Here is a 15327-nt window from a genome sequence, read left to right on the forward strand (position 1 = left end):
TGCCTAAAGGAACGATTCGCCATAGGCCATAGGTTCAAGCTTAAAGTGGCTCGCAATAGATTGGCCGATATCGGCAAAGCTATTACGACGACCCAGCGATCCCGCTTTCAATCCAGCGCCAAAGGCTAATACTGGCACATATTCACGGGTATGATCCGTGCCTTGCCATGTTGGATCGCAACCGTGATCCGCCGTTAAAATCAGCAGATCGTCTTCACCTAATAATGCGAGCATTTCAGGCAAACGGGCATCAAAATATTCCAGCCCTTTGGCGTAGCCAGCAACATCACGGCGATGACCGTAGTGAGAGTCGAAATCAACGAAGTTAGTAAACACTATAGTGTTATCACCCGCAGATTTCACTTCGGCTAAAGTCGCATCGAAAAGTGCTTCTAAGCCGTTCGCCTTCACTTTTTTAGTGATACCACAGTAAGCATAAATGTCGGCAATCTTGCCTACACTCACCACTTCACCGCCAGCCTCTTTCAGCTTATCGAGTACAGTTTTTGCAGGTGGCGCGAGCGAATAATCCTTACGATTGCCGGTACGGGCAAAATCACTTGGACCAGTACCATCAAATGGACGGGCAATGACGCGACCTATGTTGTAAGGCTCTAACTCTTCACGGGTTATTTCGCAAAGACGATAGAGATTGTCTAAACCGAAGGTTTCTTCATGACAAGCGATTTGGAATACTGAATCAGCAGAGGTGTAGAAAATAGGCTTGCCAGAGCGCATGTGCTCTTCGCCTAACTCTTCTAAAATGGTTGTACCTGAGGCATGGCAATTACCTAAGAATCCATCCAGACCTGCACGGGCTAAGATCTTATCCGTCAGTTCTTTAGGGAAAGAATTTTGATGCTCGCTAAAATAACCCCACTCGAATAGTACGGGCACGCCCGCCATCTCCCAGTGACCGCTCGGCGTATCTTTACCCGAACTTAACTCTTGTGCATGACCATAAGCACCAATCAGCTCAACATTATCGCCAAAACCGGGTGCAAAGGCGCCAGTACTTTCCATCGCTGCATGGCCTAAACCTAAGCGCGCTAAGTTAGGTAATTTCAGCGGGCCTTCACGGCCAATATCGGCTTTGCCTTCGGCGCATGCTTTAGCAATATGACCAAAGGTATCGGAACCGACATCACCAAAGCTTGCTGCATCAGCAGAAGCACCGACTCCAAAGGAGTCCAACATCATAATAATGGTACGTTTCATAATTCTTCCTTAAAGATCCGATGCACGAATATAGGCATAGATCTCAGGTGTTTTTTCTGGAGCGGTTTCACCAATGTGAATCGCTTTTTTCACCGCAAGTTCAGCTTCCGCGAAGGCGGCTTCAGACTGTGCATGGATAACGGCAATCGGAGTCGATGAATCTACTTTATCGCCTAAAGCACACACTTGAGTTAAGCCAACACTATAGTCTAGTGCATCACCGGGCTTACGGCGGCCGCCACCTAAGGTCACAACCGCTAAACCTAATTCACGGGTATCCATGCTATAGGCATAACCTTGCATATCGGCAAAAACTGGGCGAATAATTTGTGATTGCGGTAGGTATTTATTGTAGTTTTCAACAAAATCGACTGGACCACCAAGACCCGACACCATCTTGCCAAAGAGTTCTGCAGCGCGACCATTATCGAGCACACGATTCAGTTTAGCGCGAGCGTCGGCTTCATTGCTTGCAAGACCGCCCAGAAGCAACATCTCAGCGCAAAGACCCATAGTGACTTCATATAAACGCGGGTTACGGTAAGCACCCGTTAAAAAGTCGATGGCTTCTTTCACTTCAACCGCGTTACCGGCACAAGATGCAAGCACTTGATTCATATCGGTAAGCAAAGCTGTCGTTTTAGTGCCCGCGCCATTAGCAACAGCTGCAATACTGCGAGCTAATTCTTCCGATGCTTCATAGGTTGGCATGAAAGCACCACTACCGACTTTCACATCCATCGCTAGCGCATCTAAATTACAGGCTAATTTCTTAGACAGAATCGACGCTGTGATGAGGGAAATAGATTCAACGGTGGCGGTATTATCGCGGATAGAATAGAAACGTTTGTCGGCAGGAACGAGATCACCTGTTTGACCAATAATCGCCACACCGGCTTCTTTAACCACTTTGCGGAATAATTCACTTGATGGCTCAGTTTGATAACCCGGAATGGCATCAAACTTATCGAGCGTGCCGCCCGTATGACCTAGGCCACGCCCAGAAATCATAGGTACATAACCACCACAAGCCGCAGCCATAGGGCCAAGCATAAGGCTAATCACATCGCCCACACCGCCAGTGCTGTGTTTGTCGATAACAGGGCCATTGAGTCCCAATGATTGCCAATTAAGTACAGTGCCAGAATCACGCATCGCTGTCGTTAAAGCGATTCTTTCATCCATATTCATGTCATTAAAGTACACAGCCATGCCTAATGCGGCAATCTGACCTTCTGAGACTGCGTTAGTAGTGATACCTTGAACAAAAAACTGTATTTCTGCGGAACTTAGCGCTAAACCATTACGTTTTTTACGAATAATCTCTTGAGCTAGAAACATGATACTGCCTCCAAGATAGACACTAACAACTCTGTCGCTAGTGCTTATCTTTGCAATGAAACATCAAAACTGTAGCAATATTACAAGTTCATACTATCGAAGTTTTGAGTTTGCCAAATAGATTTAGGTCACACTTAATTAGGCTCGCTATACGCTGATAGTATTAATCAGCGATAGTTTGCAATTAATAGCCTTGAGTTGGCTTAGGCGCATCAGCCAGTTCTAGTGTGTGCAGCAAGCTGTTTAGTAAACTTGAAGCACCAAATCTAAAGGTACGTGGTGAAACCCACTCAGCACCTAAAATACGCTCAGCAACACCAAGGAATTCAGCCGCTTGTGCAGCATCACGCACACCACCGGCAGGCTTGAAGCCTACTTGTGTATTCTTCTCGCTAATCACAGTTAACATGATTTCAGCGGCTTCAAGTGTGGCGTTTACAGGCACTTTACCAGTAGAGGTTTTAATAAAGTCAGCACCTGCATCGATTGAAAGCTCTGATGCACGGCGGATAAGTGCAGGATCAGCTAACACGCCAGATTCGATGATGACTTTTAACAAGACTTCACCACAGGCTTCTTTACAGGCTTTAACTAATTCAAAACCAATTGTTTCATTGCCTTCCATCAGTGCGCGGTATGGGAATACCACGTCAACTTCGTCGGCACCATAAGCAACAGCGGCGCGAGTTTCTAGCACAGCAATGGCAATGTCATCATTGCCATGGGGGAAGTTAGTCACAGTGGCAATTTGGATATCTTCAGCACCGATCTCATCTAACGTCTTGCGTGCAATCGGGATGAAACGTGGATAAATGCAGATAGCGGCAGTATTGCCCGCAGCCGTTTTCGCTTTGTGGCACAGGTCGATCACTTTTTGATCTGTGTCGTCATCATTCAAAGTCGTTAAGTCCATTAACTCAATGGCGCGTTGTGCTGCTTTTTTTAAATCAGTCATAATAGCTCTCCAAAATAAAAATTAAATGAATAGAAATCAGTCGCATAAAAGCAACGCTTGAGAGGTGGCATTATTTTGATTATTTTTATATGGCCGGGCCTTCAGGCGGTGCCGAGTAATTTGCTTGTACAAACTACCTTGTTGTAGGTATTCAATCTTGCCTAAGTCATAAAGAACAATAGGCATCCTGACACTTAAAATAACTTATAAGTGACCACGACTTGAATCCTTGAAGACCGGAAGAGAGGATACGAATAAAATCTTGCTCCTACTTTTCCGCGAAAAATCCATTTTAGCGCGAGAAAAACACAAACCTTTATATAAACCCACTTGTTAGCCTAATAGGCTTAGATAAAGACTCATGGTAAAACTAAAGATGGAGCCGCATAATGCGGCTCCAACAAGCAACTAGTATTACAAGAAATTAGAACTTGTAAGTAGCTGTGAAGTAATGTGCCCAACCAGTCGTATCTAGACCAAAAGTGCCACCGTCTTTAAGCAGGTAGACATCTTTAAAGCCTTTCAGACCATAACCCAGAGCGTAGTTATCTGAATGCCAATATAGGCCAAAGAACACGTTACCACCGTTAGAGGTAAAAGTCGTATTCTGATAAACACCATTTGTGTCATAGGCATTTACTTCATCAGCGCCAAATTGATAATCAACATAGCCTTGGAATGACAGGAAGCTCTTGTTATCAAAGAAGTAGAAAGGTTTGAACCAGTTAGCAGAAAACTGGTAACCATTCCAATCCTTAGCATTGATATCGTAAGTAGCATATAAGTTCATGCCAGTTTTACCTAACCAAGGCACCATAACGTCAGCACCAATACCCCAGAACGACATGTTTACATCGCCTGCGTTATTGATTTTTTGTGGGCCAGGATGATCCTCGACATCAAAAGAAATGCTTTGACCTTTAATTGCACCACCACCCCAGTTAAATAGAGTAGAGAAGTACACTTCTTGAATTGGACCCACTGAAAGATCTAATCCTGTGATTGCATCCAGTGAAAAACGTGGAGCAAATTTCATGAACATTTTGCTTGCACCAGCAACTTTGTCGCCAGAACCGCTGTTTGCTAAGTTGAATACATCAACATAACCATATAGGTCAACAACACCTTTACGGCCACCAAACTCCATTTCAAGGTAGTTATGTTCTGCATCGGCACCTGGAGCAATTGGGTGTTCATCAATTGCATACATAGCGTTGAACTGCATCCATTTGTAATCTGTTGCGTAGATATCAGAACGGTCAGCGGCAAATGCGTTGCCAGAGATTGCTGCTACTGCAGTAGCGGCTAAAGCTAAAGTTTTAACGTTTTTCATCATCAACCCCATTTATCTTGTTTGCTACCATCGAGGGTAGCGTTCTTTTTGTGGCGTTCGCATTCTACCTAGATTAAAAAAAATCTCAATAATCTAGCGTAAAATCACAAACACAAAATTCTTAATTGTGAACAAAGTCGCGACTTCTGCATTACGATTAATTAACGTAACCGTAGACTCACGACATTTAAGACAGAATAACAGCTACACTTCAGTTGCATTCTGTGTTTTTCAATTGGAGAAACTATTCACTACAGGAATCACTACTGGAAAATGGTTGAATTAACTTAGGCCCTGCCCTGCATGGTCAGGACCCAGTTAGTGGGGTTTCCCCCTACTGTTGCTACTTAGATAGCTAAGAACAAACCAGCAAGTGTTGCGCTCATTAAGTTAGCTAAAGAGCCGGCGATAACCGCACGAATACCCATTGTAGCTAAATCATGACGACGGTTAGGAGCCATAGCACCTAAGCCACCAAGCAGAATCGCGATTGAAGACAAGTTAGCGAAACCACACAGAGCAAACGAAATAATCGCTTGTGTTCTATGAGTCATCACAGCTTGAGTTTCAGCAACACATAACGGCAGACCTTTAACAACTTCAGCAGCTACTGCTGTACAAGCCGTGGCAGCATCAGAGATATATGGAGCAAAGTTTAAGTAAGCAACGAATTCGTTAACAATGATCTTTTGACCGATGAAAGAACCTGCTACTAATGCTTCATTCCAAGGCACACCGATAAGGAATGCTAAAGGCATAAACACATAGCCAAGGATCAGTTCAAGTGTTAAACCTTCAACGCCAAACCAACCGCCCACACCACCAATAATGCCGTTGACCATAGCGATCAAACCAACGAAGGCTAACAACATAGCGCCTACGTTTAAGGCTAAATGCATACCTGATGAAGCACCTGCAGCAGCGGCGTCTAATACGTTAGCTGGTTTGTCAGGATCTTCTGGTAAATCGCTCATGTCATTTTTAGCAGCTTCAGTTTCAGGGTGCATCAGTTTAGCCATTAATAGACCACCTGGTGCTGCCATAAATGAAGCGGCAACTAAGTATTCGATAGGTACACCCATCTGCGCGTAACCAGCCAATACTGAACCCGCGATTGATGCCAAACCACCCACCATGATCGCAAACAGTTCAGACTGCGTCATAGTTGGAATGAATGGACGAACCACTAATGGGGCTTCAGTCTGACCAACGAAGATGTTAGCTGTTGCTGACATAGATTCAGTACGGCTTGTGCCCAATGCTTTTTGTAAACCACCACCGATGATACGGATGATCCACTGCATAACGCCTAAGTAATATAGAACCGCAATCAGAGAAGAGAAGAACACAATAACGGGTAACACGTTAACTGCGAAGATAAAGCCAAGTTTGAAGTTAGCTAAATCACCAAACAGGAAACCGATACCGTTTTGTGCGTAACCAATAACGCTAGAAACCGCATCAGACATCCCTTTCAGAATGTCTTTACCAACTGGAACATACAGTACAAAACCACCGAAGGCAGCTTGGATAGCTAACGCGCCACCCACTGTACGTAAATTAATTGCTTTTTTGTTATTCGATAGGAGGAAACCTATCGCAAGTAGGGTGACCACCCCTACTAAACTCATTAATATATCCATTAACCATCACCCTATTGTTAACACTTTTTAATTATGTTGTTAATCAACCTATTTCCGAGTCAGATTATACCCGAGGCAAAGTCGAAAATCGTCGTTTTGATCATATTTTTGGAGTTTAATTTCAATCGCTTAGTGCAGAATGCTAGTGCGACCTACACCTGTTTATTTAAAAATAGCTAAAGGTCAAACAGTTGCATTGCATTCGACACCAAGTGTTCTGATATTAGAACACTTGATTTTTTTTGCAAATTGGCAATTTTGTCTATAAAAAGAACAAGGTTAGCAGGCTGGTTACGTTTTTCAGTAACATTTATCGGTGTCATTGCAGGAGAGTCAGTCTCAAGTATGAAGTGCTGAAGTGGTAATTCGCTGACAGTTTTGAGCAATTTTTTGGCATTAGGGTTCATAATCAAACCACCAATTCCCAGCTTAAAACCTAATTTGATATATTCCAGTGCAATTTCAGTACTGCCAGAAAAAGCATGTATCACACCGCCTCTAGGCAATTGATACTTTTTCAAACACCCTAAAACCTCTAAATGTGCTTTTACGCTATGAATAATAACTGGCAGATTAACAGACTTAGCTAAAGCTAATTGTGCCTCAAAAAATGCGAGCTGCTGAGGCCACGTTGAGGAATAGAGCTTATCTAAGCCACATTCACCAATAGCAACAAAGCGAGGACATTCTAGTAACGCCGAAACTTGAGATGTTAATGCTAAGATCCCAGCATCAACATCCTCTGGACAAAACCAAGGATGAATACCAAGGGCAAAATAAGTTTGGTATTGTTCGGCAACGGCGAGCTGTTTGTGCCAGTGCTGCGGTGACACACCGGGAATAATCAGATTATCTACGCCAACACTGTGCATTCGCAACACCACATCGTCGCGGTCAACATCAAACTCGGCAAAATCCAAATGGGCGTGGGTATCTATCACAGTAAATGCCTCACTCTGCGGTCGATTTACCAATTGAATGAGGTTCAGGTGGTGATACGGTTTCGTCAACCACCAAAGCTTTGGCGCATTTTACCGCTAATGGAGGATCTTCAAGGCGTGGCATGCAACAGCGACGATTTTCAGGTGTCAGCCCCATTCGGTCACACCAATGAATATAAGCCTGCCATGTTTTTGTGATCCAATTCGCCATCATTCACATCCAGAACCGATTTTTAATTTTCATTAGATACAAAAATGGCGGTGAATTCACCGCCATTTCAACCACTATTCTAGACCGAACCCTATTAATGTTCGCGGGTTTTCGCAAACTCAATATCAGGATATCTTTCCATCGAAAGATTAAGGTTAACCATAGTTGGCGCAATATAGGTTAAGTTATCGCCACCATCGAGAGCCAAGTTTTGGCTACACTTACGGCGGAACTCTTCAAGCTTACGCTCATCCTTACAATAAACCCAGCGAGCTGTCGACACACTAATACCTTCGTAAATAGCTTCGACGTTATATTCACTCTTCAGACGACCAACAACTACTTCAAACTGCAGTACACCCACAGCGCCAACAATCAAATCGTTAGTATCAATTGGGCGGAATACCTGCACAGCGCCTTCTTCAGACAACTGTACTAAACCTTTTAAGAGTTGCTTCTGTTTAAGCGGATCGCGCAAACGAATACGGCGGAACATTTCAGGGGCGAAGTTAGGTACGCCAGTAAAACGGAATTTTTCACCTTGGGTAAAAGTATCGCCAATACGGATAGTGCCATGGTTATGTAAACCGATGATATCGCCAGGGTAAGCTTCTTCAGCACGCTCACGATCGCCCGCCATAAAGGTCAATGCATCGCTAACGTTAACATCTTTACCAATACGCACATGGTGCATTTTCATGCCTTGCTCGTAACGGCCTGAACAAACACGCATAAAGGCGACACGGTCACGGTGTTTAGGATCCATGTTTGCTTGGATCTTGAACACGAAACCGGTGAATTTTTCTTCATCAGGCATGATAACGCGTGTATCGCTTTCGCGCGGTAATGGCTTAGGTGCCCACTCGACGATGCCGTCAAGAATATGGTCCACACCAAAGTTACCTAGCGCAGTACCGAAGAACACTGGCGTCAACTCGCCTTTCAAGAAAGCTGCATGGTCAAATTCATGCGACGCGCCACGTACTAATTCCATCTCATCACGCAAATCAGCGGCATAACTGCCAATCGCTTTCTCAAGATCAGGATTATTAATGCCTTTAATTACACGACGCTCTTGGATCGTGTGTCCCATACCGCCTTGATACAAGACCACTTCATCACGTAGTATGTGGTAAATACCTTTGAACTCTTTACCGCTGCCAATAGGCCAAGTAATAGGTGCACAGGCAATATTCAGCACGCTTTCGACTTCATCCATCAGATCAATAGGATCACGGATATCGCGGTCGAGTTTGTTCATAAAGGTCACAATCGGCGTATCACGCAGACGTGTCACTTCCATCAACTTGATCGTACGGTCTTCAACACCCTTAGCAGAGTCGATCACCATCAAACAGGAATCAACGGCCGTCAGAGTACGATAAGTATCTTCAGAGAAGTCTTCGTGACCAGGCGTATCTAGTAGGTTAACAAGGGCGCCACCATAGGGGAATTGCATCACAGACGTAGTAATAGAAATACCACGGTCTTTTTCCATTTCCATCCAGTCAGACTTAGCATGCTGACCCGATTTTTTGCCTTTAACCGTTCCCGCTTTTTGCAAAGCGTTTCCGAATAACAGCACTTTTTCGGTAATGGTTGTTTTACCCGCGTCGGGGTGCGATATGATCGCGAAGGTGCGACGTTTATCGACCTCTACTTTATTGCCTGACATGTTAACCTATGCACTTGTATCGCTAAAAAGGCGCAAATTATAGCGCCTCAGTTCGAGCTTGGCTAGGCAAAGCCCGAGATGAACTCGGGCTGAGAGAGGTTATTTTGTGGCTTCGAGCAAACCTTTGACTTTGGCGAGTTCAATACGCGCATATCTATGTTCGACAAAATCATAGATATTGGTTGCCAATGCTAAGCGAAAATAGTTTGCAGCATCTTGATATTGCTTAGTTTCTATCGCCATTTTTGCAAGGTAAAAATAAGCTTCACATAAACGTTCAGCATATTCTTTCGGATATGTTAAGCCTACTTTAGCGGCAGAAAACACCTCATCACGGCTTTTTTTACCTAAATAATAATCGACGATAACGGTCGCCCAAGCATCATTTTCTAAATTCTGACGATGCTGCGCTAACTGTTTTTTAGCTTCAACAGAGTCAGCTTTCAAATCAATCAAATACAGCCATAATGCCCGATAACCGTCTTTATTATCGCCTGCATAAAACGCCTGCATATCTTTAGTCGCTAAATCAATACGGTCGCCATAGTACAAAGCAATACCGCGATTCAAATAGGCATAATCATAATTAGGTGCTAACTCTAATACGCCATCGAAGGCTTCATAGGCGCTGTCGTATTCACCTTCTTGGGTGTAATAAATTCCAAGGAAATTATAGGCATCAGCAAGATCAGGCTGAAGTTTTAACGCTTGCATAAAATCAATCCGTGCGAGCAGTCTTAAGCCCACACTGTCGTAAATCACACCACGATCGTAATGAAATCTGGCTCTCTGTTCATTCGTCAGTTCGACCGTAGCCAAAATCTCGTTGAGTTTTGCCAGTGTCACTTCGACTTTATAATCAGGCATAACTGGCGCGACAACCAATTTACCTTCAACATCATTATGGTTATCTAAAGGAGACTGGGTGGTTGCGCATCCGGCTAACAACAGACTGGCACTCGCCAGCACAGCAACGACAGCGGTTCTAATTTTAAGACTCATCCATTTCTACCTTTTTAGATTCCCAACATACGCAGAAGAATCTTCATGATAGCAATCCCACCACAGGACCGCTATTAGGGAATTAAGATTAATACTGACTTTCTTAATGCTAAAACAAAAAAGGAGATCATTTGATCTCCTTTTGATGCAATCACTTAAAAAGTGTGTGCCTATAAATAAGTCAAAGACTCATTATTCAGCAGCAGCTTCTTTCGTTTGTGCTTCTTTAATTGACAGACGTACGCGGCCTTGACGATCCACTTCCATCACCTTAACGGCAACTTCTTGGTTCAGCTCAAGGTGATCAGACACGTTAGCAACACGTTCATCACTGATTTGTGAAATGTGTACTAAACCGTCTTTGCCCGGCAGAATGTTCACGAACGCGCCGAAATCAACGATACGGATAACCTTACCATTGTAGATACGACCCACTTCAACTTCTGATGTGATTTCTTCGATACGACGGATAGCTTCTTTAGTTGCTTCGCCGTTTGAAGAAGCGATTTTCACAGTACCATCATCTTCCAGTTCAATCGTAGTGCCCGTTTCTTCGGTCAGAGCACGGATAACTGCGCCACCTTTACCGATAACGTCACGGATTTTTTCTGGGTTGATCTTGATAACAGTGATACGTGGAGCGTGATCAGAAATATCATCACGGTGTGAACCAATCGCTTGATCCATCACGTTTAGAATATGTACACGTGCACCATAGGCTTGTTGCAGTGCGATATCCATGATTTCTTTAGTGATACCTTCGATCTTGATATCCATCTGCAGTGCAGTAATACCATCACGCGTACCCGCAACTTTAAAGTCCATGTCACCTAAATGATCTTCATCACCTAAGATGTCAGAAAGAACAACGAAATCATCGCCTTCTTTCACTAGACCCATAGCGATACCCGCTACAGAAGTCTTGATAGGTACACCGGCATCCATCAGCGCGAGAGAAGTACCACATACTGACGCCATAGAGCTTGAACCGTTAGATTCAGTGATTTCAGATACAACGCGTACGCTGTATGGGAATTCAGCCGCTGAAGGCATAACAGCGTTAATACCGCGCCAAGCTAACTTACCATGACCGATTTCGCGGCGCTTAGGTGATCCCACCATGCCTGTTTCACCAACAGAGTATGGAGGGAAGTTATAGTGCAGCATGAAACGGTTAGTGCGCTCGCCCATGATGCTGTCGATCTTCTGTGCATCACGTTCAGTACCTAAAGTACAAGTTACCAACGCTTGAGTTTCGCCACGAGTGAACAATGCGCTACCGTGAGTACGTGGCAATACGCCCGCTAACACACTTAAGGCACGGATCATGTCTGGTTCACGACCATCAATACGTGGCTCGCCACGGATGATGCGACCACGAACCACTTTCTTCTCTAAGCTACCCAGTAAGTTGTCAACTTCACGTAAATCAACGCTTGGATTGCTCGCTAACAAGGCTTCTTTTGCTGCTGCTTTAACAACAGAAACTTGAGCATAACGATCTTGTTTAACTTGGATTTTATACGCATCACCTAAACCAGCTTCAGCAAGCTCTTTGATTTGGGCAACTAAATCGGCATCTTGCGTTGGTGCAGTCCAATCCCAAGTTGGTTTACCGGCTTCTGCTTTAAATTCAGCAATCGCCTTGATAACCACTTGTTGTTGATCGTGACCGTAAACTACAGAACCTAACATCACTTCTTCTGGTAATGCTTGGGCTTCTGATTCCACCATTAATACTGCACCAGCAGTACCAGCAACCACTAAGTTCAGTTGACTGGTTGCAAGTTGTGCAACACTTGGGTTCAACACGTATTCGCCATCAATGTAACCCACACGTGCAGCACCTAAAGGACCGCTGAATGGAATACCAGAAATAGCCAGTGCCGCAGAAGTACCGATCATGGAGATGATATCTGGCTCGATTTGTGGATCGACAGATACTACGGTAATGATAACTTGAACTTCGTTTTTGAAACCATTAGGGAAAAGAGGGCGAATTGGACGGTCGATCAGACGAGCGATTAATGTCTCATCTTCTGAAGGACGGCCTTCACGCTTAAAGAAACCACCAGGAATTTTACCCGCTGCGTAGGTTTTTTCTTGATAGTTAACAGTCAGAGGGAAAAAGTCACGGCCTGCATCTGCATCTTTTTTACCGACAACAGTGACTAACACTGTCGTGTCACCCATACTCGCTAAAACGGCTGCATCAGCTTGACGCGCTATAACACCTGTTTCCAGGGTGACTGTATGTTGACCATACTCAAAACTCTTTACAATAGGATTCACGTGACCCATTCCTTAATTAATGACCTTGAATTACGCGCGTAAGTATACTGCAATTCGGATCAATAGATAAAGAGCAGATAATGATGACAAATACGTAACTTTTCACTAAAGTGGTTAAATCAACAAAGAGTTGCGGTTTATATTGATACGGAAAATCTCGCCGATGGTGAATAATTATCATGAAGGATGCGCCCGATGACAGGCCGTTTTAAGTCACTGACGTGGAAACAAACTAACCTAGTCGTATTTACTGCCCTATTTTTTGCCATTGCCATTTTTATTGTTGAAATCGCTTTAGTCGTCGTATCAACCAAACAACAACTCACGACCACTCAGCAAGAACTCCTTGATTCAGTTGAACAACCTGCAGCAAATGCCGTATGGGCATTAGATGATAATTTAGCCCGTCAAACTTTAGAGGGTGCCATCAAAGTCGAACATGTTGGCTCGGCGGTGATTGAGCTGGACGATGGCTCAATGTTTGTTTCTGTCAGTAATAATAAGCAGAATAACTCACAGACTTTTATCAGTTTAAGTAATAAATTATTTGATGATCTCAAAGAAATTTCTCGCCCTTTGTATAGGCCTTTTTATTTTGAAGGTACCCAACAACAGCAACTCATTGGTACATTAACAGTTTTCTACGATACCCAAGAACTAACAAACACCCTCTTCTCGCAGTTAAGATTTAGTTTTTTTGCTACTCTCGCTCGTGCACTCTTACTCACCTTAGTGCTGTCCGTGGTATTCCATCGCTTCCTGACTCAGCCTATCGCACGCATCAGTGAGGCCATCGATAAGATCGAACCCGACTCACCGGACGAAAATCTCTTACCTATGTCCAACGCGCATAAGGATGATGAACTCGGCCTAGTGACCTCGAAATTCAACCAAATTCTTATCCAATTTAGCCAAACGCAATCCAAACTGCGCAAAATGGCGACCCGAGATCCGCTAACTGGCTTACCGAACCGCACACTATTGCTTGAAACCATTGCAGTCACTATCCAACGCTCGCGAGTACACAAACGCAGCTTTGCATTGATGTTTATCGACTTAGACCGTTTTAAGAATATCAACGATTCCCTTGGCCACGCATTAGGCGATCAATTCCTCGCTCGTATCGCCCGCATTCTCGAACGCTTCGTTGGTGATAAAGGCACAGTTTCCCGCTTAGGTGGCGATGAATTTGTTATTCTGGCCGATACAGTTCACACCCCAGACCAAGCAGCAGATTTTGTAGATAAGCTACTGCTCCAGCTCAATGTCCCGATTCAATTAAATGAACATGCAATTCATCCTGCGGCATCGATTGGGATTTCTATTTATCCCGAAGACGGTAACAGCGCTGAAGATTTGATCCGTCACGCTGACATTGCCATGTACAGCGCGAAAGCTGCAGGCTCGAATCAATGGGCCTTCTTCAAACAACAGATGACTGAGCGAGCAGCAGTTCGTTTACGCACTGAAGCATCTTTACATGATGCATTAAAAAACAATGAATTTTTACTGTATTTCCAACCGAAACTTGATCTGCAAACAGGCAAAGTCATCGCCTGTGAAGCCTTGATCCGTTGGCAAAAAGACGGACGACTCATCAGCCCCATTTCCTTTATTCCCGTGGCGGAAGAGACAGGTATCATCATTCCTATAGGTCGTTGGGTGATAGAGCAAAGCTGTAAAGTACTTAGGGAATGGCAGAAAAAATATAACTATGCCATCCCAATTGCAATTAATGTTGCCTCACAGCAATTTGCCGATGCTAGTTTAGTTCCCGATATCAAACAGATGGCATTACGCTATCAAATCCAACCCGAATTACTGGAAATTGAAATCACTGAAACCTCGTTGATGAACGACATTGAACTCGCTATCGCTAAGCTTGAACAATTGAAATCAGCCGGATTTGGTATTGCAGTCGATGACTTTGGCACAGGGTATTCTTCACTCTCTTACCTGCGCCATTTGCCTATCACTACCATGAAAATCGATCGTTGTTTCGTTTCCGATCTACCAGGGGATAGCGCAATTGCATCGACCATTTTAATGTTGGGAAAGCAGCTTAATTTGACCATTGTGGCCGAAGGCATTGAAAATGAGCAGCAATTGGATTGGTTGAAAGAAAATCAGTGCCAAGTCGGCCAAGGTTTCTATTTTAGTCAGCCTCTACCCCAAGCAGAATTTGAAGCGCTGTATATAGCAACACAAACAGCAACAATAAGCAGTCTTGATGGTTTACGTGGGGCTTAGGATATTTACATTGGCACTTAAGTTTCGATTCGATGCTTAATCACATCAAGCTAAGCATAACGGACCTAAACATTAGACTGATTTTGACTGTAAATTCTTTATATCTCTCGTTTACACAATAAATATTCTGTTGAATTTTAGACAATAAAAAAGGAGGCTAAGCCTCCTTTTTCACGTTAGTCGACGCGAAATTAACGACGTAGACCTAACTTTTGGATCAGAGCAGTGTAACGTGCTAAATCAGTACGTTTCAGGTAAGCAGTTAACTTACGACGTGAGCTAACCATACGTAACAGACCACGACGTGAGTGGTGATCATGAATGTGCTCTTTGAAGTGATCTTGCAAATGGTTGATTTGCGCAGTTAACAAAGCAACTTGAACTTCAGTTGAACCAGTGTCGTTTTCACAACGGCCAAAATCAGCCAAAATTTTTGCTTTTGCTTCAGGACTTAGTGACATGTATA

General features: G+C 43.9%; 12 protein-coding genes. 1 reads left to right on the forward strand and 11 read right to left on the reverse strand.

Annotation, left to right across the window (positions count from 1 at the left end):
- Positions 1–3 precede the first annotated feature (3 nt).
- From ACHA99_RS13915 to pnp, 10 genes are all read right to left on the reverse strand, one after another.
- The gene (locus tag ACHA99_RS13915; protein ID WP_105251710.1) at positions 4–1218 is read right to left on the reverse strand and encodes a phosphopentomutase; all 1215 of its coding nucleotides are present in this window, start codon (positions 1216–1218) and stop codon (positions 4–6) included.
- Positions 1219–1227: 9 nt separating this feature from the next.
- The gene (gene deoA / locus ACHA99_RS13920; protein ID WP_393943346.1) at positions 1228–2559 is read right to left on the reverse strand and encodes a thymidine phosphorylase; all 1332 of its coding nucleotides are present in this window, start codon (positions 2557–2559) and stop codon (positions 1228–1230) included.
- A 184-nt stretch (positions 2560–2743) separates the two neighbouring features.
- Positions 2744–3514: a deoxyribose-phosphate aldolase gene (gene deoC / locus ACHA99_RS13925; protein WP_219234627.1), complete on the reverse strand. Its 771-nt coding sequence runs from the start codon at positions 3512–3514 to the stop codon at positions 2744–2746.
- 424 nt (positions 3515–3938) lie between these two features.
- Positions 3939–4847: an outer membrane protein OmpK gene (locus ACHA99_RS13930; protein ID WP_106651300.1), complete on the reverse strand. Its 909-nt coding sequence runs from the start codon at positions 4845–4847 to the stop codon at positions 3939–3941.
- 347 nt (positions 4848–5194) lie between these two features.
- Complete coding sequence (locus ACHA99_RS13935; RefSeq protein ID WP_113939306.1) at positions 5195–6490, reverse strand: NupC/NupG family nucleoside CNT transporter; 1296 nt, start codon at positions 6488–6490, stop codon at positions 5195–5197.
- Positions 6491–6666: 176 nt separating this feature from the next.
- Positions 6667–7431, reverse strand: a complete 765-nt coding sequence (locus tag ACHA99_RS13940) for a TatD family hydrolase (RefSeq protein ID WP_393943349.1) — start codon at positions 7429–7431, stop codon at positions 6667–6669.
- A gap of 10 nt (positions 7432–7441) precedes the next feature.
- A complete protein-coding gene (locus tag ACHA99_RS13945; protein WP_105251705.1) occupies positions 7442–7645 on the reverse strand; it encodes a hypothetical protein in 204 nt (67 codons plus the stop codon).
- A 91-nt stretch (positions 7646–7736) separates the two neighbouring features.
- The gene (prfC, locus tag ACHA99_RS13950; protein ID WP_393943351.1) at positions 7737–9317 is read right to left on the reverse strand and encodes a peptide chain release factor 3; all 1581 of its coding nucleotides are present in this window, start codon (positions 9315–9317) and stop codon (positions 7737–7739) included.
- A gap of 99 nt (positions 9318–9416) precedes the next feature.
- Complete coding sequence (nlpI, locus tag ACHA99_RS13955; protein ID WP_168822816.1) at positions 9417–10319, reverse strand: lipoprotein NlpI; 903 nt, start codon at positions 10317–10319, stop codon at positions 9417–9419.
- A gap of 192 nt (positions 10320–10511) precedes the next feature.
- Positions 10512–12611, reverse strand: coding sequence for a polyribonucleotide nucleotidyltransferase (gene pnp, locus ACHA99_RS13960; RefSeq protein ID WP_105251702.1), 2100 nt, complete (start codon positions 12609–12611; stop codon positions 10512–10514).
- A 195-nt stretch (positions 12612–12806) separates the two neighbouring features.
- Here pnp and ACHA99_RS13965 point away from each other — a divergent pair, with 195 nt between their 5' ends.
- The gene (locus ACHA99_RS13965) at positions 12807–14861 is read left to right on the forward strand and encodes a bifunctional diguanylate cyclase/phosphodiesterase (protein ID WP_168822815.1); all 2055 of its coding nucleotides are present in this window, start codon (positions 12807–12809) and stop codon (positions 14859–14861) included.
- A 191-nt stretch (positions 14862–15052) separates the two neighbouring features.
- Here the strand turns inward: ACHA99_RS13965 and rpsO are convergent, their stop codons facing one another.
- Positions 15053–15322, reverse strand: a complete 270-nt coding sequence (gene rpsO, locus ACHA99_RS13970; RefSeq protein ID WP_028761447.1) for a 30S ribosomal protein S15 — start codon at positions 15320–15322, stop codon at positions 15053–15055.
- Between the last annotated feature and the right edge of the window lie 5 nt (positions 15323–15327).

Source organism: Shewanella sp. S23-S33 (genome assembly GCF_043359565.1).
Taxonomy (GTDB): domain Bacteria; phylum Pseudomonadota; class Gammaproteobacteria; order Enterobacterales; family Shewanellaceae; genus Shewanella; species Shewanella oncorhynchi.

What these genes read in the sequence shown, in the direction of transcription:
- ACHA99_RS13915 (WP_105251710.1), bottom strand. Translation starts at nt 1,218, where the DNA reads ATGAAACGTACCATTATTATGATGTTGGACTCCTTTGGAGTCGGTGCT.
- deoA (WP_393943346.1), bottom strand. Translation starts at nt 2,559, where the DNA reads ATGTTTCTAGCTCAAGAGATTATTCGTAAAAAACGTAATGGTTTAGCG.
- deoC (WP_219234627.1), bottom strand. Translation starts at nt 3,514, where the DNA reads ATGACTGATTTAAAAAAAGCAGCACAACGCGCCATTGAGTTAATGGAC.
- ACHA99_RS13930 (WP_106651300.1), bottom strand. Translation starts at nt 4,847, where the DNA reads ATGAAAAACGTTAAAACTTTAGCTTTAGCCGCTACTGCAGTAGCAGCA.
- ACHA99_RS13935 (WP_113939306.1), bottom strand. Translation starts at nt 6,490, where the DNA reads ATGGATATATTAATGAGTTTAGTAGGGGTGGTCACCCTACTTGCGATA.
- ACHA99_RS13945 (WP_105251705.1), bottom strand. Translation starts at nt 7,645, where the DNA reads ATGATGGCGAATTGGATCACAAAAACATGGCAGGCTTATATTCATTGG.
- prfC (WP_393943351.1), bottom strand. Translation starts at nt 9,317, where the DNA reads ATGTCAGGCAATAAAGTAGAGGTCGATAAACGTCGCACCTTCGCGATC.
- nlpI (WP_168822816.1), bottom strand. Translation starts at nt 10,319, where the DNA reads ATGAGTCTTAAAATTAGAACCGCTGTCGTTGCTGTGCTGGCGAGTGCC.
- ACHA99_RS13965 (WP_168822815.1), top strand. Translation starts at nt 12,807, where the DNA reads ATGACAGGCCGTTTTAAGTCACTGACGTGGAAACAAACTAACCTAGTC.
- rpsO (WP_028761447.1), bottom strand. Translation starts at nt 15,322, where the DNA reads ATGTCACTAAGTCCTGAAGCAAAAGCAAAAATTTTGGCTGATTTTGGC.